General features: G+C 66.7%; 23 protein-coding genes. 14 read left to right on the top strand and 9 right to left on the bottom strand.

Translation table 11 applies throughout. The annotated features are described in order from the left end of the window. Positions 1-227: 227 nt before the first annotated feature. The 4 genes from D472_RS0111985 to D472_RS28640 all read right to left on the bottom strand — a co-directional run bounded on the left by D472_RS0111985 (position 228) and on the right by D472_RS28640 (position 3,619). The gene (locus tag D472_RS0111985) at positions 228-1,016 is read right to left on the bottom strand and encodes an IclR family transcriptional regulator (protein ID WP_017604724.1); all 789 of its coding nucleotides are present in this window, start codon (positions 1,014-1,016) and stop codon (positions 228-230) included. 147 nt (positions 1,017-1,163) lie between these two features. Continuing rightward, positions 1,164-2,168 (bottom strand): threonine aldolase family protein, encoded by a 1,005-nt coding sequence (locus tag D472_RS0111990; protein WP_017604725.1) that lies wholly within the window; start codon positions 2,166-2,168, stop codon positions 1,164-1,166. Positions 2,169-2,251: 83 nt separating this feature from the next. Continuing rightward, positions 2,252-2,884, bottom strand: coding sequence for a DJ-1/PfpI family protein (locus tag D472_RS0111995; RefSeq protein WP_026117607.1), 633 nt, complete (start codon positions 2,882-2,884; stop codon positions 2,252-2,254). A gap of 429 nt (positions 2,885-3,313) precedes the next feature. After that, positions 3,314-3,619 (bottom strand): hypothetical protein, encoded by a 306-nt coding sequence (locus D472_RS28640; RefSeq protein WP_017604727.1) that lies wholly within the window; start codon positions 3,617-3,619, stop codon positions 3,314-3,316. A gap of 319 nt (positions 3,620-3,938) precedes the next feature. On the opposite strand from D472_RS28640, the gene D472_RS0112005 reads away from it, so the two are divergent. Continuing rightward, on the top strand, positions 3,939-5,144 hold the full coding sequence (locus tag D472_RS0112005; RefSeq protein WP_017604728.1) for an AAA family ATPase: 1,206 nt from the start codon (positions 3,939-3,941) through the stop codon (positions 5,142-5,144). Positions 5,145-5,182: 38 nt separating this feature from the next. Further along, entirely contained in the window at positions 5,183-5,815 is a 633-nt protein-coding gene (locus D472_RS0112010; protein ID WP_017604729.1) for a hypothetical protein, read from the top strand. Positions 5,816-6,054: 239 nt separating this feature from the next. Here D472_RS0112010 and D472_RS25370 read toward each other — a convergent pair whose 3' ends face one another. The 3 genes from D472_RS25370 to D472_RS0112025 form a co-directional block, all read right to left on the bottom strand. Next, on the bottom strand, positions 6,055-6,372 hold the full coding sequence (locus tag D472_RS25370) for a hypothetical protein (RefSeq protein WP_338036515.1): 318 nt from the start codon (positions 6,370-6,372) through the stop codon (positions 6,055-6,057). A 62-nt stretch (positions 6,373-6,434) separates the two neighbouring features. Next, positions 6,435-6,794, bottom strand: a complete 360-nt coding sequence (locus D472_RS25375; RefSeq protein ID WP_017604731.1) for an RDD family protein — start codon at positions 6,792-6,794, stop codon at positions 6,435-6,437. 124 nt (positions 6,795-6,918) lie between these two features. Beyond that, positions 6,919-8,115: an aminotransferase class V-fold PLP-dependent enzyme gene (locus D472_RS0112025; RefSeq protein ID WP_017604732.1), complete on the bottom strand. Its 1,197-nt coding sequence runs from the start codon at positions 8,113-8,115 to the stop codon at positions 6,919-6,921. A gap of 274 nt (positions 8,116-8,389) precedes the next feature. Here D472_RS0112025 and D472_RS0112030 point away from each other — a divergent pair, with 274 nt between their 5' ends. After that, positions 8,390-9,766 (top strand): GntP family permease, encoded by a 1,377-nt coding sequence (locus tag D472_RS0112030; protein WP_017604733.1) that lies wholly within the window; start codon positions 8,390-8,392, stop codon positions 9,764-9,766. A gap of 87 nt (positions 9,767-9,853) precedes the next feature. Here D472_RS0112030 and D472_RS0112035 read toward each other — a convergent pair whose 3' ends face one another. Beyond that, entirely contained in the window at positions 9,854-10,564 is a 711-nt protein-coding gene (locus tag D472_RS0112035) for a FadR/GntR family transcriptional regulator (protein WP_017604734.1), read from the bottom strand. Between the two features lie 140 nt (positions 10,565-10,704). On the opposite strand from D472_RS0112035, the gene D472_RS0112040 reads away from it, so the two are divergent. Both D472_RS0112040 and D472_RS0112045 read left to right on the top strand, forming a co-directional pair. After that, positions 10,705-11,220: a gluconokinase gene (locus tag D472_RS0112040; RefSeq protein WP_026117608.1), complete on the top strand. Its 516-nt coding sequence runs from the start codon at positions 10,705-10,707 to the stop codon at positions 11,218-11,220. A 138-nt stretch (positions 11,221-11,358) separates the two neighbouring features. Then, positions 11,359-11,853 carry a hypothetical protein gene (locus tag D472_RS0112045; RefSeq protein ID WP_338036516.1) on the top strand — a complete coding sequence of 165 codons (495 nt, stop codon included), beginning with the start codon at positions 11,359-11,361 and terminating at the stop codon, positions 11,851-11,853. 55 nt (positions 11,854-11,908) lie between these two features. On the opposite strand, the gene D472_RS0112050 is transcribed toward D472_RS0112045, so the two are convergent. Beyond that, positions 11,909-12,307, bottom strand: coding sequence for a hypothetical protein (locus D472_RS0112050; protein WP_017604737.1), 399 nt, complete (start codon positions 12,305-12,307; stop codon positions 11,909-11,911). A 328-nt stretch (positions 12,308-12,635) separates the two neighbouring features. Between D472_RS0112050 and D472_RS0112055 the strand changes: the two genes are divergently transcribed. The 9 genes from D472_RS0112055 to D472_RS0112095 all read left to right on the top strand — a co-directional run bounded on the left by D472_RS0112055 (position 12,636) and on the right by D472_RS0112095 (position 22,523). Beyond that, the gene (locus D472_RS0112055) at positions 12,636-14,300 is read left to right on the top strand and encodes an ABC transporter substrate-binding protein (protein WP_017604738.1); all 1,665 of its coding nucleotides are present in this window, start codon (positions 12,636-12,638) and stop codon (positions 14,298-14,300) included. A 248-nt stretch (positions 14,301-14,548) separates the two neighbouring features. Beyond that, positions 14,549-15,553, top strand: a complete 1,005-nt coding sequence (locus tag D472_RS0112060) for an ABC transporter permease (RefSeq protein ID WP_017604739.1) — start codon at positions 14,549-14,551, stop codon at positions 15,551-15,553. Next, positions 15,553-16,554 carry an ABC transporter permease gene (locus D472_RS0112065; protein WP_017604740.1) on the top strand — a complete coding sequence of 334 codons (1,002 nt, stop codon included), beginning with the start codon at positions 15,553-15,555 and terminating at the stop codon, positions 16,552-16,554. The genes D472_RS0112060 and D472_RS0112065 overlap by 1 nt, the downstream gene beginning before the upstream one ends. Before the next feature lie 2 nt (positions 16,555-16,556). Continuing rightward, positions 16,557-17,624 carry an ABC transporter ATP-binding protein gene (locus D472_RS0112070; RefSeq protein WP_026117610.1) on the top strand — a complete coding sequence of 356 codons (1,068 nt, stop codon included), beginning with the start codon at positions 16,557-16,559 and terminating at the stop codon, positions 17,622-17,624. Beyond that, positions 17,621-18,715 (top strand): ABC transporter ATP-binding protein, encoded by a 1,095-nt coding sequence (locus D472_RS0112075; RefSeq protein ID WP_017604742.1) that lies wholly within the window; start codon positions 17,621-17,623, stop codon positions 18,713-18,715. Before D472_RS0112070 ends, D472_RS0112075 begins: the two co-directional genes overlap by 4 nt. 321 nt (positions 18,716-19,036) lie before the next feature. Beyond that, on the top strand, positions 19,037-20,779 hold the full coding sequence (locus D472_RS0112080) for a serine hydrolase domain-containing protein (RefSeq protein WP_026117611.1): 1,743 nt from the start codon (positions 19,037-19,039) through the stop codon (positions 20,777-20,779). A 387-nt stretch (positions 20,780-21,166) separates the two neighbouring features. Beyond that, positions 21,167-21,622: an SdpI family protein gene (locus tag D472_RS27140; protein ID WP_017604744.1), complete on the top strand. Its 456-nt coding sequence runs from the start codon at positions 21,167-21,169 to the stop codon at positions 21,620-21,622. Between the two features lie 44 nt (positions 21,623-21,666). Continuing rightward, positions 21,667-22,074, top strand: a complete 408-nt coding sequence (locus tag D472_RS0112090) for a thiol-disulfide oxidoreductase DCC family protein (protein ID WP_017604745.1) — start codon at positions 21,667-21,669, stop codon at positions 22,072-22,074. A 35-nt stretch (positions 22,075-22,109) separates the two neighbouring features. Next, on the top strand, positions 22,110-22,523 hold the full coding sequence (locus tag D472_RS0112095; protein WP_017604746.1) for an SdpI family protein: 414 nt from the start codon (positions 22,110-22,112) through the stop codon (positions 22,521-22,523).

Raw genomic sequence — 22,523 nt, forward strand, 5'->3', positions numbered from 1 at the left:
CGAAACGTGCGATAGGGCAGTGATCATCGCACGGCGTACGGCATTGCCGTATGAGCAGGCGTTAGTTTCGACCGTTTCTCCTTCTCATGTCAAGACGGTGTGACGCAATCGTGTCGTGTGGGTCACACGTTCTTGGTACCCACGGTCCCAGGAGGAAACAGACACACGAAGAGCACCACTCCGGAGGGATACCCCGAGGTGGTGCTCGTTTTACCGAAGGGAAGGGCTCAGTAGGGGGTGGCGCCGAGGTCTCGGGAGACGGCTCGCGCCGCGTCGCGGACGTAGGAGACCTGTTCCATGTCGGGTCCGCCGGACGCGTCGCGCAGGCGCTCCACCGCGCCCCTCACCCCGATGGCGCCCACGGTCACCCCGCGTCGGTCCCGGATCGGCGCGGCGATGGAGACCTCACCGTCGACGAGCTCCTCGACCTCCCAGCCCCACCCCTGTTCCCGGATCTGGTCCAGCCGCTTCTCCAGGGCCGGCATCGACGTGACCGTGTGCCGGGTGAACGGGGTGAGCGCGACCGCGCCGTCGGTCTCCACCTCACCCACCTCCTCCGGCACCGCCAAGGGGTCGAAGGCCATCAGCACCCTGCCCAGGGCGCTGGCGTGCAACGGCAGCAGGGTGCCCACGTCCAGGGTCTGTCGGCTGGCGTCCGGGCGGAAGACGTGGTGTACCACCAGGACCTGGTGTTTGTGCAGCGTGCCGATCCGCACGCTCTCCCCGCTGCGCGACGCCAGGGTGTCCGCCCAGTTCAGGGCGCGGGTGCGCAATTCGTTGCCGTCCAGGTAGCGGGTGCCCAGGCTCAACATGCCCCCGCCCAGGCGGTAGCGGCTCGACTCGGCGTCCTGCTCCACGAAGCCGACGTGCTGGAGGGTGCGCAGGATGCCGAGCACCGTGCCCTTGGGCAGCTCCACGGAACGGGAGATCTCAGCCAGGCTCAGTCCCCGGGCGCCACTGGCCAAGAGCCGCAGGATCGCGGCGGCGCGTTCGATGGACTGGATTCTTCCCGGCATTGCGGTGCTACCACTCTCTAGTACGACAATGTCATACGCCGAATGCTACTACGCGATGTGACGCTGGACACCCCGACCCCCGAGGGGTCTGGTTCGTTCGGTCGAGTCTATCGATGGCTCACCTCGTTGACCTGCGTTCTTGAGCGCTCACAGTCTGGCCACGGCCCGGGCGACCGCCTTCGCCGCGTCCTCGACGTCGCTCTCGGTGACCTCCAGACTCACCACCATCCGGATCCGATCCCCGCCACCGAGCACACGCAGACCCTCCTGCGCGAACGCCGCGACGTATCGGTCGGCCGCACCTTCGGGCGTGGTCACCAGCACCATGTTCGTCCGCGCCACCGCACTCAGATTCGGAAGGGCGTCCACCTGGTCCGCCAACCGGGCCGCACGCGCGTGGTCCTTCGGCAGCCGTTCTCGGTGGTGGCGCAACGCGTACAGGGCGCCCGCCGCGATGATTCCCGCTTGCCGCATACCACCCCCGAGCAATTTGCGACCCCGCCGAGCCCGCCGAACGGTGTCGGCGTCACCCACCAACGCCGATCCCACCGGGGCGCCCAACCCTTTGGAGAAGCACACGGACACCGTGTCGAAACCCTCGGCGACCCGTGCCGGTTCCACGCCCAAGTGTGCCGCCGCGTTCCACAGACGAGCTCCATCCAGGTGGGCCTTGAGCCCGTGTGCGTGCGCGAAGTCCGTGACCCTCTTCTGCTCGGCCAAGGGGATGACCTGACCTGAAAAGGTGTTCTCCAGCCACACCAACGCGGGATCCGCGCGGTGCACGTCGCCCAACCCGGTGATCCACCGGTCCAACAGTTCCCGCGAGGGGAAGGGATCACCCGAGTACAGCTTCGGCAGCACACGGGAGATCACCGTGGCGGCGCCCTGTTCGTCGCCGATCAGGTGGTGGTTCTCGTGCGCCCAGACCTCTTCACCGCTATGGGTGGACACCCACAGGCCCAACTGGTTGGCCATGTGACCGGAGGTGACGTAGAGGGCGGCCTCCCGGCCGAGCAGCGCGGCGGTCTCCTCCTCCAGTTCGCGCACGGTGGGGTCCTCGCCCCACACGTCGTCGCCGACTTCGGCCTCGGCCATCGCCCGACGCATCTCCTTCGTCGGGCGGGTGAAGGTGTCCGAGCGCAGGTCGATCATGGGGCTCCCCCGGGATGGCTGAGACGGGTGTCGACATGACGATACTGCGGGGTTCTTCGATGGGCGGCCCCGGGAGGCGTGGATCAGCCCTCATCGGCCAAGGTCAACGCGGCCTCCTGATCGTGCAGCGCGTGGTGGCGGTACCAGGCGTCCAAGGAGCGCGGAGTGTGCCCGTTCAGGAGGGCGAGGATCTCGCGGGCGAACTCGACCGGGGCGGTGGGAGCGGCGGTGATCAGGTCTCCGTCGGTGACGGCCAAACGGTCCAGGTAGCGGTGGGAGCCGGCGTATTCGGTGGTGGCCAGGTCCGTCCGGGAGGTTCCGGTGTGGTCGCGGTAATCGAGCAGACCCTCCCTGGCCAAGGCCATGATGGATGAGCCGATCGCGGCGACCGGAACTCCGGCGTCCAAAAAGATGCCCGCGGCGGAGGTGAGCGGGTCCATGACCTCGGGGGAGACCTCCCCGGCCGTTGAACCGGGGAGGAGGAGCATGGCGCTACCCGAGGGTTTGAGCTGCGGCAACGTGAGGTCGGGGAGGATGGTGAGGCCGCCCGCCGTGGTGATGGGGGATCCGCTGAGGCCCACGGTGACGACTTCGCGGCTCCCGAGCCGGTACGGGCCGATCCCCGAGCGAACGTGCGCGATCGCGTGGCCGTACTGCCAGTCGGCCATGTGGTCGTGAACGGCGAGGTGAAGGCAGGTGCGGGGCTCAGCATTCATGGGATGAGGTTGCGGGCTGGGGAGTGGGGTGTCAATTTACGGAAACCGGAGTCGGTGCGCTGCTAAGGCTCGGTTCCGGTTTTATTCACTGGTGCCGTGAAAATACCTGTCTGGTGGTGAGGGTGATCGTTTGTCCAGATGGGCGAGGGTGGGAGGGGCGGCTGTGGGGTCGGAACTCTTTCGGCCGAGTGGCTGGTGTGGTGGTTGCTCCGGCCTCTAAAGTGACCGGGAGCATGCTGGGGGTGGTGTCGGTTTTGTCTGATTTTCAGGAAGTTGGAAATTCGGCTGCTTGTCACTGACGAGTCCTCAGGTGAAAGACTGCTCCCCGCGCAGGCGGGGGTGGACCCGTGTCCCTGAGCAGGCGGATTCTCGTGCACGGCGGCACGTGCTTCGGAGGGCGTGAGGAGGCTTTGCGCCGGTGGTAGGGGCCTACCTGCCCGATTCTTCTTCGGTCTTGGGTCGGTAGTGGGTGTTGAACCACATCGTCAGCAGCAGGGCCACCCCGATCACGACCAGGGCCGTCGCCCACGAGCCCACCGGCTCCATGGCAGTCCCACACGTAGTGATCGTTCCGCTGGAGATATCCGTATGGGCGAACCACCCGAAAGAGGCGCTGCCGCCGGGGGAGGGCTCCCACCATCCCGCGCCGCACGATCCGCTGGGAACCAACCCGAGGGCCGCGCCGCCCGCTATCAGGGCGATGGCCACCGTGCGGATGATCTGGACAGGGGACACGAGGCATCTCCTCAACACAGGGGGTTTCGGGGTGGGAGGCTCCATCCACGGTTGCATCACCACCCAAGAAGGACACACCTTCTCAAAGTCCCCGCCTCTTGGCGAACGCCAGTGCGACAAGAAATACTTGACGCTGCCGCCTCGCACGCAAGGACGGACCGGATCATGAAGGCACCGTGTTGTAACCTTCACCTGCTCCCCGCGCACGCGGGGATGGACCCTGGTGCCTCGGTGCGGTACTCGCGGCCTCCCCGGCGGTTCTGCTTCCCACGTGCGGGGGAAGGGCCGACCGGAGCGATGAGAACGAACATGGGGAGTCATGGAAAAGCGCTTGCTCGAACTCGAAGTCCAGAACTTCCGGAGCTTGCGCCAGGTCAGCGTCCCCCTCGGCCCACTCAACGTCCTCGTCGGCCCGAACGGTGTGGGCAAGAGCAACCTGCTGGACGTCTTCCGCTTCCTCGCGGACATCATCCAAAGTGACATCGAGCCCGCCCTGGAAGGGCGTGGTGGTTTCGAAAGCACGGCTTTCCGTGGTGGTTCCCGGGCTCCCTCCAACATTCGCATTCGCCTCAAGTCGACCTGGACCAGGCACAGCAGCCCCAACGCCCCCGATGAGTACGAACTTCAGATCACCAGGCGGCGTAGAGAGGGCAAGGACACCCTGTCGCGGCAGGAGAGTTTCCAGTTCAAAAGGACCAAGGGTCGTGGGCGTCGCATCACCATCCAGGGAGAGAAAGCCCAGGTGGTCGACACTCAGCAAAGCAAAGAGCAGGAAATACGATCCATCGGCCTGCGACGCTTCAGTAGTGGCCTGTCGACCCTTCCTCGCTTGAGCGATGACGCCGGTGGGAACGAGGTCGCGGTTCTCGCAGAAAGGCTCGCCTCGTTTCGTGTCTTCGACGTGAACGTGAACGCGGCGCGCTATTCTTCACGTTATTCCAGTGGGTTCCATCGTGAGGCGCTCTGGGAGGATGCGGCCAACCTCGCAGCCTTCTTGTTGCGATTCAGTGAGGAACATCCCGAGGCGTGGGATAGGTTGGAATCCGATGCCAAGGAAGTGCTTCCGCAACTACGAAGCATCGACTTCGCATTCCCTTCCGGGCCTGCCGGTGAAGTCATCGTTGTTCTACATGAATCAGGTCTGCGTTTCCCCACTCCATTGGCAGACGCCTCTTACGGAACCATCCGTCTCCTGGGACTGCTGGCGCTCCTGTACGACCCGAACCCACCGTCCCTGACCTGCATTGAGGAGATCGATCACGGGCTGCATCCTCAAGCGTTGGAATTGTTGGTGGAGCGGATAAGGGAAGCGAGCGAACGTACTCAGTTCCTCATCGCCACCCATTCGCCGGCTCTCGCCGATAGGATCCGGCCGGAGGAGCTCGTTGTCTGCGAAAGAGGAAACGACGGGGCTTCCCGGATACCGGCGGTGACGCAAGAAGAGTTGGAGGCCATCGTGGAGAGAAGCGAGGGCCTTCCACTCGGCGAGCTGTGGTTCTCGGGAGTTCTCGGCGGTGGTCTGTGAGTGGACGTAAGAGCGGACTTGAACGAAGCCGATCCGTTGTGGTCATCGCTGGTGAGGATCGCAATGATCGGGAAAGCCTGAAGATCCTCCTGGAGGAACAGCAGCCGGGTCTTCGCGGTGGAATCGTTCAGATCCGTGACCCCGTCCGCTTGCACAAGGCCACGGGGGCGAACCTGAGCAAGCGGGTACGAACGATCGTCAACAAGGCTCAGGGGGTCGCGGAGAAACAGGGGGAGGGAACCCGGGTCGCCTGTCTCTACGTCCATGAGGATCTCGACGGCGTCGACGGGAACGTCTATCTGGAGACACGCCAACGGGTGGAACAGGAAATCCGTCGCCAGCTGGGATGCGGACACTACGTCTTGGCGGTCGCCGAAATGGAGGCGTGGATGCTCCTCTTCCCCGACGCTCTTTCCGCCGTGGTGAAGGCATGGAAGGTCCCCGCCAAGTACAGGGGGAAGGACACCGGCCGTTTCCAGGACCCCAAACGCATCCTCATGCGTGAGGTGTCGGGAACCAAGGGCCGCAGGTACACCGAATCCGACGCACCCGAGGTCTTCCGTGCGGTCATCGATGGCGGATACCATCGCTCCCCTTTGGGAAGCAACAGGTCGTGGTCCCATTTCTACCAGGACGTCGAATTGTGCGGGAGACAGCACCTTCACGGTTAGTCTTCGGCGCCCCGTAACGAACCGACGAAGTGGTACCGGGTGTGCGGGGTCGTCCACAACCTCACTCGCTCCGGGAGCCACTGCGAGTTTTTCTGGTTCTGCCCGATAACGGCGGTGCTTCACCCCCGTCCGCTTCGTGCCGTCTAGGGCTGAATCTGCTCCCCGAGCAGGCGGGTTCTCGTGCACGGCGGGCACGTGCTTCGGATGGCGTGAGGAGGCTTTGCGCCGGTGGTAGGGACTTACTTCTCTGGTTGGCGTTCGGTCTTGGGTCGGTAGTGGGTGTTGAACCACATCGTCAGCAGCAGGGCCACCCCGATCACGACCAGGGCCGTCGCCCACGAGCCCACCGGCGCCATGGCAGTCCAACAAGTGACCGGCTCGATGTCCGGCGGGCCCCCAAAAGCGAACCATCCGTAAAGATCACCGCTGGAGGGAGGCTCCCACCATCCCGCGCCGCACGATCCGCTGGGAATCAATCCGAGGGCCGCGCCGCCCGCGATGAGGGCGATGGCCACCGTGCGGACGATCTGGACAGGGGACAGGAGGGATCTCCTCAACACAGGGGGTTTCGGGGTGGAACGTTCCGGCATCGGAAAGGCTCGGTGGGCCCGGACGAAGCTCAGTGGTGCAGCTGGATGAGCACGGTGCCGGCGGCCTTGTCGTGCAGGCACCTGCGGAAGTCCTTGTCGCGGAACCGCCAGAGCAGGTTGGTGGTCGACCAGGGCAGGAGCAGGTTGACCAGGTTGGTGTGCCCGGGGACGTACAGCGAGGCGCGCACGAGCGCACGGCCGGCGGTGACCTTACCACCGCCGTCGGCGCGTACCACCCACAGTCCCAGGATCATCTTTCCGGGCCTTCGCCCCCACGGGACCATCTGGAGCCATTCCAGGACGATCGGCAGCACGAAGAAGTCGAAGACGGAGGCCACCATGAAGACCGTGTCCGAGGCATCCAGGTATCCGTTCGACTCCAGGGCCAAGCCGATGAAGGTCCCTAGGCTTCCTGGACGCGAAGGCTCATGTGCCCGACCCGTCTCTGGGTCCGAGGAGCGTCCGGAACCGGCCGTGAGCCAAGCCCCGGAGCACTCCCCGGAACGCGCCTGGTCATCGTGCGGAGGTTCGCCCGCCTCGGATGTCCTGGACCACCTCCAGAGTGGTGTCCACCTGCTGAGGTGAGACGAAGTAGTGCGGGGAGGCGCGGACGATCTCCTCCAAACCGCGACGGGACATGTCGATCAGCGTCGACGGGCGGCTGCTCACGGTCGTCGTGACGTTCCTTCGCCCTAGAAGCTCCACCACTTCGGTAGCGGGAGTGCCTTCGACGCTGAACGTGACGATCCCCGAACGTCGCTCACCCAGGTCGTGGACCCGCACCCCGTCGATTCGCGCGAGTCCCTCGCGGAGGCGTGCGCCGATGCTCTGGACGGCCGAATAGATCTCGGGGATCCCGAGCTTCAGCATGTACCGCCCGGCGGCTACGAGTCCGAGCCGGTCCGCGACGCCGTATTCCCACAGTTCGAAGACCTTGGCGTCCTCACGCAGCCTCACCCGATCCCTGGCGGTCCACGAACCGCCCCTGAGGTCGACGTTTTCCTTGACCAAGGTCTCCAGAACGGCTCGCTTGACGTAGAGGAAACCGGTCCCGCGAGGCCCACGCACCCATTTGCGTCCGGTTCCCGTGATGAAGTCGACCCCCAGCTCGTCGGCCCGGCACTCCACCTGACCAACGGATTGGCAGGCGTCCAAGAGCACGAGGGCGCCCACCTCGTGAGCCGCTGCGGTCGCCTCCTTCACGGAGGTGAGCAGACCACCGTTGGTGGGCGCGTGCACGAGGGAGAGGAGTTTGACGCGCTCGTCGAGAAGCTCGCGCAACGCCGGCAGGGAGACCTCGCCGGAGGCCGTCGAGGGCACCACCTCCACGCTCGCTCCGACGGCCTGGGCCCTACGCAGGATGGGGATCGCGTTACCCGCGTATTCGATCTCGGTGATCAGGACGCGATCGCCTTCGGTGAGCGGGATGGCCTGGAACGCGGAGAGCCAGGACCTGGTCGCGCTGTCGCTGAACGCGACCTCCTCGGGGGAGCACCCCAGGACGTCGGCGAAGACGGTGTACCCGTCCTCCAGTTCCTCCGCCCGTTCCTGGGCGGCCCGGTATCCACCGACCTCCGCCTCCCGGTGCAGATGCGCGACGACGGTGTCGAGCACCGGGCGGGGTGGCAGGGAGGACCCCGCGCTGTCCAGGAAGACCTGGTCTCCGGCACATCCAGGGGTGTCGGTGGCGGCCGAGGTGAAGTCGATCATGTCCGTGCGCTCTTTCCTGTCGGGGGCCCGAGCGTTCCTACCCGGGAGGGGGTGCTTCGAAGCGGCCCTGGCGATGGGATGCGCGCTGGGGATTTCAGGATGATTCCAAGGCTGTGACCTGCATCTCCATCACAGAACCTCACCGGGGCGTTCACAGGACCTCACAAATGGTACTACCATTCTCGGAACCTGGTCCGAGAGCAGGTCAGGGCGGTGTTCCGGCATGCCGTGACACCTGTTTTTCATCCCTCCCCATCCACTGGAAGGCTCCGTCGTGGAGAACTTCGAACCCGTCTACGGTACGGGCCCCCTCCTCGGGATCGCGGCGGGCGCCATCGCGCTCCTGCTGTTCCTGATCATTCGACTCAAACTGCACGCGTTCATCGCGCTCGTACTGGTCAGCGTCCTCACCGCCCTGGCCGCAGGGATCCCGGTCGACGGTGTCGTACCCACCCTCCTGGACGGCTTCGGCGGTACGCTCGCCAACGTCGCCCTCCTGGTGGGCCTGGGCGTGATGATCGGTCGCATGCTGGAGGTCACCGGCGGCGCCGCCGTCCTGGCGGGCGCCCTCATCAAGCTCTTCGGTGAAAAGCGCGCCCCGCTGGCGCTCGGCGTGGCCTCGCTGCTGTTCGGCTTTCCGATCTTCTTCGACGTCGGCCTCGTCGTGATGCTGCCGATCGTCTTCAGCGTCGCCCGACGCGTAGGCGGTTCCGTCCTGCTCTACGCCCTGCCCACGGCCGGTGCCTTCGCGGTGATGCACGCCTTCGTGCCGCCGCACCCCGGGCCGGTCACCGCCGCCGTCGAGATCGGCGCCGACATGGGGCTGACATTGCTGGTCGGCGCCGTCCTGGCCATCCCCACCTGGTACCTGGCCAGCTACCTGTTCGGCCTGTGGACGGGCAAGCGCCTCGAGCTCCCCGTCCCGGACGACATCATGTCCAACGGCGAGGTCCAGCACCCGAATCCGCCGCACCTGGCGACGGTCATCAGCATCCTCCTCCTGCCGATGCTGCTGATCTTCGCCAACACCGGCATGGGCACCGCCACCGCCACCGGCACGCTGCCCGAGGACGCTTTGTGGGTCCAGACCCTGCGTCTGGTCGGGGAGACCCCCGTAGCCCTGCTCATCACCGTCCTGTACGCGATGCTCGTGCTCAGTCGGGGCCGTTTCACCCGCACCCGAGTGGAGGAGATCGTCGGCGGCGCGCTCGGCCCCGTCTGCGCCATCATCCTCATCACCGGTGCCGGTGGCATGTTCGGTGGTGTCCTGCGCACCAGCGGTATCGGCGACGCCCTCGCCGGCAGCCTGGAGTCCACGGGCATGCCGGTCATCGTCGCGGCCTTCATCATCGCCTTGGCCCTGCGGGTGGCCCAGGGCTCGGCCACGGTCGCCATCACCACCGCCGCAGGCCTGATCGCTCCGGCCGTGCAGGCCACCTCGGGGCTGAGCTCGATCGACTTGGCCCTGATCGTGATCGCCATCGCCTCCGGGGCCACCGCCCTGTCACACGTCAACGACTCCGGCTTCTGGCTGGTCGGTCGCTTCCTGGGCATGGACGTCAAGACCACGCTCAAGACCTGGACCGTCATGGAGACGCTGATCGGCTTCATCGGGTTCGGTCTCGCCTTCGGCCTCTCCCTGCTCCTGTAGGGGCGCCTCATGTGGTCTCGAACCGGCCCGCCCACCGGCGGCCCCCGCCCGAACGCGCGGGGGCCGCTGCGGGGCGTGTGCGTCGAATCAGACCCCCGGAGGGCGCCGTTGTTCCAACGCGTCGGCGACCTCGGTGACGATGGCCCGCATGGCCGCTTCGGCCACGTCCGGCAACCCGTCCCGAATGGCCTGGGCCACGGCGGTGTGCAGGCGCAGTGCCTCCGGACGGGGCCTGTGCGGCATCAGGTCGTAGGAGGTGCGGCCCACCAGGACCTCGGTCACCACCTCCGCCAACCCGGACAACATCTCGTTGCCGGACAGTTCCAGGACGCGCCGGTGGAAGGTGACGTCCAACTCCAGGAACGTGTCGAGTTCACCGGCCCTGCCGGTCAGCGTCATCTGTTCGGCCAGGATCGCCAGTTGGGCCCGCTCATCAGCGGGTCCGCGCTCGGCGGCCAAGGCGGCGGCGCCCGGCTCCACGGCGGCGCGCAGTTCGTTCAGGGATCGCAGTTGTTCCATGCGTCCGGCCCCGGCCAGGCGCCAGCGGATCAACTGAGGGTCGAAGACGCTCCAGTCCCGCCGGGGTCTGACCCGGATACCGGTTCGTGGCCGGCTGACCACCAGACCCATCGACTCCAGGACCCGCACCGCCTCTCGGGCGACCGTCCGGGAGACCCCGAAGTCCTGTTCCAGTCCGCTGAGCGTGAAGGTGTGACCGGTGGTGTATTCGCCGGCGGCGATCGCGGGGCCCAGCACCGCCAACACCCGGTTGTGCAGTGTGCGGTGCGTCGTGCCCATCTTCGGCCTCTCGGACTGTCGGAATGCGTCGTACTCCGGCCGCGTCGAGCCGGGGGTCAGGCTGAAGCCTAACCGGATTGATTGATACCACTATTGATGGCGGCGCCGCGCACGGCGGTGGGCCACGAGACGGAGAGACCATGCACTTTGTCTTCATGGGTGTGTCGGGCAGTGGAAAGACGAGTGTGGCCGCACGGGTGGCGGATCGCATCGGGCTGCCCTTCGCCGAGGCCGACGACTTCCACCCCCGAAGCAACATCGAGAAGATGGAGTCGGGAAAACCTCTGACCGACGAGGACCGGTGGCCGTGGCTACGGGAATTGGCGGACTGGATGGGAAGGCACGAGTCCAAGGGCGAGTCCACCGTCATGGCCTGCTCGGCACTCAAACGCGATTACCGTGACGTGCTGCGCGCCGGCGCGTCCGAGGTGCACTTTCTGCACATGCACGGGCCCTCCGAGGTGATCTGGGAGCGGATGGACGCGCGCGATGGACACTTCATGCCGCCGGCGCTGTTGCGTTCCCAACTGGACACCCTGCAGCGCCTCGATCCGGACGAGGGGGGGCAGGAGTTGGACCTGCGCGAGGACCTGGACGCGCTCACGGCGCGGGCCCTGGAGTACGTAGGGGAACGGATGCGTGCGAGCGGGGTCTGAACCGACAGGTCGCAGTGGAGAGCGGATCGGTGCCGATATCTCCCGCCTGACCCACGTTTTGGTTACATTACGGACACTGTCTGTTGTGCGGCATCGCTCCACTTGTGTAGCGGAGCCCGGCACGGAACCCTGTTCGTCATGCAAGACTTCCAAACGTCCCCTACCACCACCGCTCCCCGGCCCTTCAGTGTGGTCCCCGCACCCCGACAGAGCCTGTTGGCCGTGCGGCACCCGGGTGTGCGGCCCCCACTGGACGTGCGGCAGACCTGCGTCCTGATGTTCGTCTCCGCGGCGCTGTTCGGCCTGTTGGCCTACCAGAGCTGGAGCATGTTGGACGGTGGTCCCCCCGCATCGATGGTGGGCGACCTGTGGCTGTTGCTGGTCATGGCCGTTCTGGTCGGCCTCGGGTTGGCGGCGTTGGCGCTGCCGGTCCGCCGCGCCGGTTACGTCTTGTGGCGGTCGGCCCAGTTCGGGGCCTTGGTCGCCCTCGGCACGGCCTTGTTCGCCCTATACCTGGCGGCCCGCCTCGCCGACACCCCGCTGTTGGCGGTGGGCATGCCGGTGGTCCTGGGCGCCATCATCGTGAACATGGCGCTGTGGAGCACCAGCGTGCGCCGTTGGTGCCACCTGTAGTCCCGGCTCGTGTTTGGAGACGGGGCCCGTTCACATACGTCGGGCCCCGCTCTTCCTAGTCGTCCTGGTCGTCTTCGCCGTCGGCCAGAACGTGCAGTCTGGCCAGGTGTTCGCTGTCGTCCTCACCGTGACGGACGACGTACATCTCGCGGGCCTCGTCGGCCGCGTCGCCGACCTCCTCGTCGAACCCGTAGTCGATGAGGTCGTCCAGCAGATCCAATGCGCGATGCAGGAGGTCGCCCTCCTCGTCCTCGGTGGGGAGGTGGTCGGCGATGTGGGCCAGCAAGACGGCGCGTGCCTCCTCGACGGCGCTCTCCGCTCCGGCCGCGCCGCTCAGGCGGATGCGGGTGATGGGGTCCTCGTCGGCGATCAGCATCAACTGCTCGGTGAGCCAGGTGCGGTCCTGACTCTCCAGGAACGCGGTGAGGGCCGCGTCGTCAAGGGGTGTGTTCATTTTCAAAGCATAGAGCGGCTCGGGTGTATCAGTGCGGCAACAGCCACCGAGCCCGAAGCGAAAGAACATCCCATGACAGGATCATAGGGAGAAGAATTGTATTCGCGTGAATACCCAAGGTCACTGGATTCGGTGTTTCTCGACTCCTGCCAAGGGGGCAAGAGATTGAACACCTGTGTGCCAAAATCCGATCTATGGATCACGGCACAGATCTGAAACGGTTGTATTAATACCCAGCCGTCTATCTTCCCAGGGGGTCCCGGCGCGGTTTAGGGTCCACAGCATCGTTCTTGGGCCTTCAACCCACGTCCCCCTGAGGTGGACCCACATGTTCACGAAGTCTTCCCGAAAGCCGCTCGGCCTCGTGGCCGTCGCGGCGTCGCTCACGTTGGTGGCGACGGCCTGCGCGGAAAGCGACCGCGACACGGCCGGCGGTGACGAGCAGCCGTTCGTCTTCGGCGCGCCAGGCGACATCACCGCGCTCGACCCGTTCCTGGCCAGTGACGGTGAAACCTTCCGTTACAGCCGCCAGGTCTTCGAAACCCTTCTCGACCACGAATCGGGGGGCTCCGAGATCGTCGGCGGCCTCGCCGAAACCTGGGAGCAGTCCGAGGACGGAACCGTCTGGACCTTCAACCTCCGCGAGGGCGTCACCTTCCACGACGGTGACGAACTCACCGCCGAGGTGGTCTGCGCCAACTTCGACCGATGGTTCAACCTCACCGGCGCCTACCAGAGCTCCAACAACTCCTACTACTGGCAGACGATCTTCGGCGGTTTCGCGGAGAACGACGAGGACTACGCCCCGCCGGAGCCGCGTTTCGTCGGCTGTGACGCCGAGGACGAGCTCACAGCCGTCATCGAGGTCAGTGAGTACTCCTCGATCTTCCCCGGCGGTTTCAGCCTCGCCGCCTTCGGCATCATGAGCCCCACCACGCTGGAGGCCATGGAGGGCCAGGAGATCACCGGTGAGGAGGGCAACCCCAGTCTTCCCGAGTACTCGCAGGTCGCGGGCACCGTCGCCGGCACGGGCCCGTTCACCGTCGAGGAGTGGAACCAGGACCAGGCCGAGGTCACCCTCAGCCGCTTCGATGACTACTGGGGTGACCCGGCGGGCTTCGAAACGATGATCCTGCGGGCCATCCCGGACGAGACCGCCCGTCGTCAGGCCTTGGAGGCCGGTGACATCCACGGGTACGACCTGGTCGCTCCCGCCGATGTCGCCCCGCTCCAGGACGCCGGTTTCCAGGTGCCCACCCGCGACGTGTTCAACGTCCTCTACCTGGCCTACCAGCAGGAGAACGAGGCGCTCGCCGAATTGGAGGTTCGTGAGGCCCTGTCCCACGCCGTGAACCGCCAGCGCATCGTCGACACCATCCTCCCCGAAGGTGGCGAGGTCGCCACGCAGTTCCACCCGGACACCCTCGACGGGTGGTCTCCCGACGTGCGGACCTTCGACTACGACCCGGACAAGGCCCGCGACATGCTGGCCGACGCCGGTCACGAGGACCTCGAACTCGAGTTCTGCTACCCGACCGAGGTCACTCGCCCGTACATGCCCGCCCCCAAGGACATCTTCGACGTCATCAGCGAAGACCTCCAGGAGGTCGGGGTCACCGTTCAGCCGACCGCCTACGAGTGGGCCGAGTACATCAACCAGACCGACAGCGGCAACTGCCCGCTCTACCTGCTCGGCTGGACCGGTGACTACAACGACGCCTACAACTTCATCGGTACCTGGTTCTCCGGCCCGATGGGCGCTTGGGGCCTGGATGACGAAGAGCTCTTCGAGCGTATGGAAGAGGTCAGCACCAACCCGGACGCCGACGAACGCATCGCCGGCTACCAGGAGCTGAACGAGATGGTCATGGAGGTCCTGCCGGGCCTGCCGATCTCCAGCTCCCCGCCCTCCATCGCTTTCTCCGCGGACGTGGAGCCCCCCAACGTCAGTCCGCTGACGCAGGAGGTCTTCGCCGAGGGCTCCTGGAAGTAGGCCCCCTCCTCCCTGCCCCGAGGTGAACGATCGCGGGCCCGACCGGTGACGTCACCGGTCGGGCCCCATCACGGAGGTCCTCCCGGAGCGCACGGGTCCGGGCCCCTCCGGTGGGCCCCTCCACGGCGGTGTCCCCCTCGTCGCCGCACCCCTGAGAGGGCGACCCACTCCACAACCGTCCATCCCGCCACACCCCGGCGGGGACGCTTCGCGTCCAACGTTCTCACCACTGGCGAAAGGCGGCGAAGGTGCTGCGATTCATCGTCAGGCGACTCCTACAGCTGATCCCGACACTGGGTGGATTGTCGATCCTGCTGTTCGTCTGGCTCCAACGTTTGCCGGGCGGCCCGGAGTACGCCCTCCTCCCTGACGACGCGACCGACGAACAGCGCCAAGCGCTGCGCCGGTCACTGGGTTTGGACGAACCGCTCATGGTTCAGTACCTGTCCTTCCTGCGTCGCATCCTCCAGGGAGACCTGGGGACCTCCCTCCAGACCAGCCGTCCGGTCATGGACGAGTTCTTCCTCCGATTCCCCGCCACGTTCGAGCTGGGCGTGACGGCGATGATCATCGCCGTCACCATCGGTCTCCCCTTGGGCTACCTGGCCGCGCGCAAACGCGGCGGCGTCTTGGACTTCGCGGCCGTGGGCGGCTCCCTCCTGGGCATCTGCACCCCGGTCTTCTTCCTGGCGTTCATCCTCAAGGTGGTCTTCGCCGAGGGCCTGGGCCTGTTCCCCTCGGCCTTCCGGCTCTCCCCCGGCCTCGGCCGCACCGACATCACCGGGTTCTTCGTCCTGGACGGCGTCATGACCCGTGAGTGGGACGTGGTCTGGGACGCGCTCGCACACCTGATCCTGCCCGGCCTGGCCCTGGCGTCCATCCCGCTGGCCGTCATCACCCGGATGACCCGCGCCAGCGTCTTGGAGGTCATGGGTGAGGACTACGTGCGCACCGCCAACGCCAAGGGACTGCACCGGACCACGGTGCGCACCCGCCACGTCCTGCGCAACGCCCTGCTTCCGGTGGTCACGGCCATGGGTCTGCTGGCGGGCAGTCTCTTCGCCGGGGCGGTCCTCACCGAGAGCGTCTTCGCCTTCCCCGGGATCGGCTCGTTCGTGTACGTGGCCACCCAGGAACGCGACTATCCGGTCCTCACCGGGTTCATCCTGCTCATCGCCACCATGTACGTGTTCATCAACCTCTTGGTCGACATCTCGTACAGCCTCCTCGACCCGAGAGTGCGGGCCCAGTGATGCCTACGACACCGAGCTCCCAGAGCGACGAGAAAATCCCGTTCCACCAGCGCAAGGCCGCCAAGGTCGACCGACTCGCCGAACTCATGGGCGACCGCGGGGACGACGGCCACGGCGCCGGAATCTGGCGCGAGGCCTTCGCCCGGATGCGGCGCAGTCCCATGGCGATCACCGGTGCCGTCATCGTCGCCGTCTTCATCGTGGTGGCGTTGTTCTCTCCGCTCATCGCGCCCTACAGCCCCACCTCCCAGGCCTGGGGCAACGAGGTCTTCCCCAACCGCAACGAGTTCGTCGGACCGCGCGGGGAGAATTGGCTGGGCCTGGACCACCTGGGTCGGGACATGTTCTCCCGCATGGTGATCGGCGCCCGTCAGACCCTCATGGTCGGCGTGGTCGCCACCCTGGTCGGATTCCTCTTCGGGGCGCTGCTGGGCGGCACCGCCGGTGCCTGCTCCGTCCTCGGAGGGCGGTGGGGACGTCAGGTGGACAACGTCGTCATGCGTGTCATCGACATGATGCTGGCCCTGCCCACCCTGCTGCTCGCCGTCACCGTGGCCGCGCTCGTGGGACCCAGCCTGACCACCGTCATGCTCGCGGTCGGTATCGCCCAGATCCCGATCTTCGCCCGTCTGTTGCGCGGCGCGATGATCTCCCAGGGCAACCGTGAATACGTGCTGGCCGCGCAGGCCATGGGTGTGCGCAAACGCAAGATCGCCCTCACCCACATCCTGCCCAACTCCATGGGGCCGGTGATCGTGCAGTCCACGCTCACCCTGGCGACCGCCATCATCGACGCGGCCGCTCTGTCCTATCTCGGTCTGGGCAACCCCGACGCGAACTTCCCGGAGTGGGGCACGATGCTCTCCGAGGCCCAGCGGTTCCTGTCCAGCGCCCCCTCCCTGGCCGTCTACCCGGCCCTGGGGATCATCATCACCGCGCTCGGGTTCACCCTGCTGGGCGAGTCCCTGCGTGAGGCGCTCGACCCGAAGTTGAGGAAGTGACCATGAGTTCCAGCACGCCGCTATTGGCGGTGGACGAGCTGTCCGTGGCGTTCCACCGGCGCGGGGCCGGTGAGACACGCGCCGTCGACGGGGTCTCCTTCACCTTGGAGGAGGGCCGCGTCACCGGCCTGGTCGGTGAATCCGGTTGCGGTAAGAGCGTCACCTCCCTGGCCCTGATGGGGTTGCTCCCGGACCGGGGGGTCGAGGTCGGCGGCAGTGCCGTCATGCGGTTGCCCGAGGGCGAAGTGGATCTGCTTCGGCTTTCCCGACGAAGGTTGCGCGACCTGCGCGGATCGCAGCTCGCGATGATCTTCCAGGACCCGCTCAGCTCGCTCAACCCGGTGGTCCCCATCGGCCGTCAGGTCACCGAGATCCTCAAACGTCACCGAGGGATGCGCGGATCCGCCGCCCGCAAGGAGGCCGCCGACCTGCTCTACCGGGTGGGCATCCCCGACCCCACGCGCCGGCTCAACGAGTACCCGCACCAGCTTTCCGGCGGTATGCGTCAGCGGGCGCTCATCGCGATGGCGGTGGCCTGCAAACCCCGCCTGATGATCGCGGACGAGCCCACCACCGCCCTGGACGTCACCATCCAGGCCCAGATCCTGGAGCTGCTCAAGGACCTGGTCACCGAGGAGGGCACCGCCCTGCTCATGATCACCCACGACCTGGGCGTGGTGGCGGGCCTGTGCGACGACATCAACGTTCTGTACGCGGGTCGGGCGGTGGAGACCGCGCCACGTCGGCCACTGTTCGCCGATCCCACCCACCCGTACACGGTGGGACTGCTCGGTTCGGTCCCCCGGCTGGACGCGCCCAGGGGTGAACCGCTCACCCCGGTACGTGGTTCGGTCAACGACAACATCGCTTGGACGGACGGGTGCGCGTTCGCCCCCCGATGCGATCACTACACCATGGAGTGCCTCCAAGGTCCGCCCCCGCTCGTGCGCACGGGGGACGGTACCCACATCCACCGTTGTGTGAATCCCATCGATCACGCGGACGTGGTGGACCAGACCGTTCTGGAGAGCCCGGCCGTGGTGGGCGAGGACGAGGAGGAGCGGGAATGAGCCTGTTGGAGATCAAGGACCTGAAGGTCCACTTCCCGATCAGGCGCGGGGTGCTGATCGACCGCACCATCGGGCACGTTCGGGCCGTCGACGGGGTGTCGCTGAGCATCACCAAGGGCCAGACCTACGGACTGGTGGGTGAATCCGGCTGTGGCAAGACCACCTTGGGGCGGGCGGTCCTGCGCCTGAACGAGATCACCGAGGGCGAGGTCTGGTTCGGCGGTCGTGACCTGGCCGGGCTCGACTCCGAGTCCATGCGCCGGGAACGAGCCAACCTCCAGATGGTCTTCCAGGACCCGCTGGGCAGCCTCAACCCGCGACAGAACGTCGGCGCGATCCTCATGGAGGGGTTGCAGACCCACGGCATCGGGGGCCCGGAGGAGTTTCCCGAGGGCACCAGCGCCAAGGAGCGTCACCGTGCGGTGGAGGAGGACCGCAAGAAGCGGGTCGTGGACGCCCTCGAACGAGTGGGGCTATCGGCCAAGGCTCTCAAGCGCTACCCGCACGAGTTCTCGGGTGGTCAACGTCAGCGGATCGGGATCGCTCGTGCACTGGTGCTCCAGCCGGACCTGATCATCTGTGACGAACCGGTATCGGCGCTGGACGTCTCCATTCAGGCGCAGGTGCTCAACCTCTTGGAGGAGCTCCAGGAGGAGATGGGGCTGACCTACCTGGTGATCGCGCACGACCTCGCCGTGGTGCGCCACGTCAGCGACGTGGTGGGCGTCATGTACCTGGGATCATTGGTGGAGGAGGCCACCAGTGACGAACTGTACGAGACCCCGATGCACCCCTACACCCGGTCGTTGATGTCGGCGGTACCGGTTCCGGACCCGACGGTGGAGGACTCCCGGGAACGTATCCTGCTCGCAGGTGACCTGCCCTCACCCGCGAATCCGCCGGCGGGTTGCCGTTTCCACACGCGTTGCCCCTGGCGGCAAGAGGAGCTCTGCGATACCGAGCGCCCCGAGCTGCGCACGCTGAAGAGTGGAACCCATCGAGTGGCCTGCCACTACGTCGAGCAGATCCTGTCCGGTGAGATCCAGCCCAGTGAGGAGCGGGCCGAGCGCATCCTCCACGGCACCGGCTGATTCGCCTCCACGCGCGGGCGCCTCGTCAACACGGACGGGGCGCCCGCGCGTTGATGTCGGGGAAGTACGAGGGGTGTGTCCGAACAGTGGCTCTTTGGTTGTCTCTTCGTCTGTTTCGGGAAGGGCTGAAAAGCCGGTCTTGCCCGCCACCCCTTCTTCGCTCCGTCCACACCCGACGAAGCCGGGCCGAGCATACGAGGGACGGCCCTGTGCTGCCACCTACCCACGTGACAGTTGTCATCGCCGGATGGGGAGGACCTCCTCGACCCGCGATGACAGAGGCGACTACAACAATCCGGGAATCTCCGCCATCGTGGGGGGATGGCTTCAAGCGTCCCCACCCCGTCCTCCACACCGCCGGGTGCGTCTTCCCGGCGAACTCCACGCCCCCCGGCCGCGCCCGGACGGATCTGGCTCCTCGCTCTGGTCGTGGGCGCCGTCGTCGCCGTTCTGGCGCACCTGTTCGCCCCCGTGCGGTCGACCCCCGCGACCGGGGTGGCAGGGGACGATCCCTTGGCCTCCGACGTCGAACACATCCTGGGCGAGCGCATCGTCGAGGTGCAGGGGCTCTCCGTGGCCAGGTTCGATTTGGACGCCACCGATCCCGAATCTGCCGCGGATTCGGCCGCCTTCATCGACACCGACGCCTCCGCGGCCCCCGTGGAGACGTCCTCCCTTCCCACCGACCCCCTCTCCTCCGTCGCGCCCGACGCGGTGGAGTGGGCCGTGGCCGGAACCACCGATGGTCGCACTCCGGTCAGTCCGGACACCCTCTTCGAGACCGGCTCGGTCATGAAGGTGATCACCGGCATGTTGCTCGCCGACATGGTCGAGAGCGATCAGACCTTTCTGGATCGCACCCTGGCCGAGGTGTTCCCCGAGATGGACTTCGACGACCCCGAGGTCGCCTCCATCACCCTCCAGGAGTTGGCCACCCACCACTCCGGTCTGCGCGCCGCGCCCGATGGCGACGACCTCGGCATCCTCTTCCGCTCCATGATTCTCATCGGTCCCTATGAGAACGCGACGCCACCCGTGGAGGGCCTGGTCCACACTCAGGCCGGCCCCAAGGACCAGTACGTGTACTCCAACCACGCCTTCGCGGTCCTGGGGCACGCCTTGGCCGCCGAAGCCGGCGACACCACCTACCCCGAACTGGTGCGCGAGCGTGTCCTGGACCCGCTGGGCATGGACGACACCCAGGTCACCGCGCAGCCTCCCGAGGACGGGGCCCTGCCGTACTTCGAACCGGGGGTGCGTGTCGCGCCGTGGACGGCCACCGACTACGCCCCGGCCGGGGTCTCCACCTGGAGCACCACCTCCGACCTGGTCACCCTGGTCGCGGCCGTGGCCGACGGGACCGCACCGGGTGCGTCCTCGACCGATGTCGTGTTGGAGGACGTCGAATCGCCCGGTGCGCCCTCGGACGACGAACCGGCCGGAGAGACCGACGACGGCGCGAGCCTCTCGTTGGGGCTGGCCTGGCACCATCTGGACACCCCCGAGCACGGAATGGTCACCTTCCACAACGGACAGGTCTACGGGGCTTCCACCACGGTGGCCTTCAACGACGAACGCGCCGTGGTCCTCATGGGCAACACCTCGACGCTCCAAGAGACCGAGTTGGCGCTGGGCCTGCTCGGTGACGAACCCGGTGAGCCACTGACCGCACCGTCCACCACGGCGCCGTTCATCGTCTTGACCCTGGTGCCCCTCCTCGTCCCGCCGTTCCTGCTCTTGGCCCTGATGATCCGGCGCCGCACCCTCATCACCCAGCGGCCCCTGGACCGGATGCGGATCGTCTCGCTCGGGCTCGGCTCCCTGGCCTGGCTGATCTACGTCCAGCGGGGCGGGGTCTGGACCGATCTGCCCTCCGAGCTGTTCACGGTCGCGGCGGGTGTGGTGGCCACGGCCCTCGCCGTGGGCGTGTGGCACTGGCGTCATGTCCCGGTGGAGGCCGGCCGTTTCCGGTGGTCGCACGTCACCGTGTTCGTGTTCTCGGTGCTGTTCTCCCTGGCCCTGCTCACCTACATGGGCTACGGGCTGCTCGCCGTCCACCTGTAGGGACGTGTGCGAGGGGGGTTCCTCGGGTCTCGCGCGGGGCCCGAGGAATGCCCATGACAACGGTCACCCGTCGAGAACGTGACACGGGCATGACACCCGTGACCGTTTCCCGAGGTCGCCGGCCGCGAAGAACTCGAGGGCATGACCTCGCACTTGTGGTGGGAGCCGCGCTTCACGGTTCCAGCGCCCTGTTGCTCGGGTCGCCCGGGTCCTCCACCATCATGTTCGGGGCGCTGGTCCGCTATGCCGTGCGCCCCGGGGATCCACTTCCCGGGTGGCCCCATCCCGCTACGTCGATCAGAGGGGTAGGGCCTGGTCATCCGGAAACAAACCTGATATCGGCATCGAAGGGCGCACTGAAGAGATGAACCGAGAAAGGATGGAAGCATGAAGGAATGGGCCCTGGTGGTGGCGTCCGGTGGTGCCGCACCGGCCGCCTTGGAACCACTGGAGGGGGGAGCCCTGCACTGGATCGCATTCGTGCTGTTGGCCTCCGGGGGGCTGGTCTTCCACGCCGGATACGCCGGAAACAGGAGGACCTTGAGGCCCAACGCCTTCATAGGGATCCGGACGCCTCTGACCTTGGAGAACGAAGCCGCCTGGTATGACGTGCACGAAAGGGCCGGGGGCTGGTTGATGGCTTCCGGTCTGGTGATGCCCGTCCTCACGGTCGGCCTCTATTCGCTCTCTCACGGGCCGACACAGCTCACCTTGCTCGTGATCGGTCTGTCGGCATTGATGACGTTGCTCATCGTGGGGACCGTGCGCGCTTCGCGTGCGGTGCGTGAGGAAGGGGCCGGTGCCACCTGGAGCCCCCAGAGCGAAGACACCTCCAGCGGGTAAGGAAGTCGGTTCTCTCCGGTGTCTCCGGGAAAGGACGGATGAGGATGAGCAACGAGCCGAATGTGAACGAGACGCCGACGCCAGGTCTGTTCCTCTACGACCGTGATTGCGGCTTCTGCCGGCGGTCTGTCTCGTTCGCGCGGGAGCGGGTGCGTTCCCAGGTGGTCTTCGCCGCTTGGCAGGCCGTCGACTTGAAGGTCTTCGGGCTCACCCCCGAACAGACCAGGGAGCAGGCATGGCTGGCACGCTCCGATGGTGACCTGCTCGCGGGAGGTGACGCGGTCGCCGAGGTGCTCCGGCACGGACGGTTTCCGTTCCGGGTGCTGGGTCGTCTCTTGGGGCTGCCCGGCCTGCGTTCCCTCAACCGGGTCGCCTACCGGGTCGTGGCGGCGAACCGGCACCGCATCCCCGGCGGCGTCGCCGCCCGCGTCCTGCCCACGCGGAACAGTTGAACACGAAGCCATCGAAGCACGAAAGACGAGCCGCGATGATCCCCTCGGCCCAAGGCGTCGATTCGACCATCCCCCTCGCCCCGCTCCTGCTGACGGTACTGAGTATGGCGGGCGCCGCGGTGGCGCTGGTGCTGATGGGAGTCCACGGGGCGAAGCGAAGGGTCCCGCCCAACGACTTCTTCGGGATCCGCACGAGGTTCACCCGGTCCGGTGACGCCGCCTGGTACGCGGTGCACGAGGCCTCCGCCCGCTGGTCGATCCTGGCCGGGATCGCCTTCCTGCCCGCGGCGATCCTCACGCCACTGATCTCCGACCCGAAGGGGCAGGTCGCAGCGATCCTGATCCCGGCGACCGTGGGTACGGGGTTGCTGTTGGTGGGCTCCTGGCGGGCGCACCGTGTGGCCCGGCGACGCTTGGCCCGCGAAGAAGGCCGCGCCGACCCGCCTTGA

Source organism: Nocardiopsis alkaliphila YIM 80379, from assembly GCF_000341005.1.
Lineage (GTDB): Bacteria > Actinomycetota > Actinomycetes > Streptosporangiales > Streptosporangiaceae > Nocardiopsis > Nocardiopsis alkaliphila.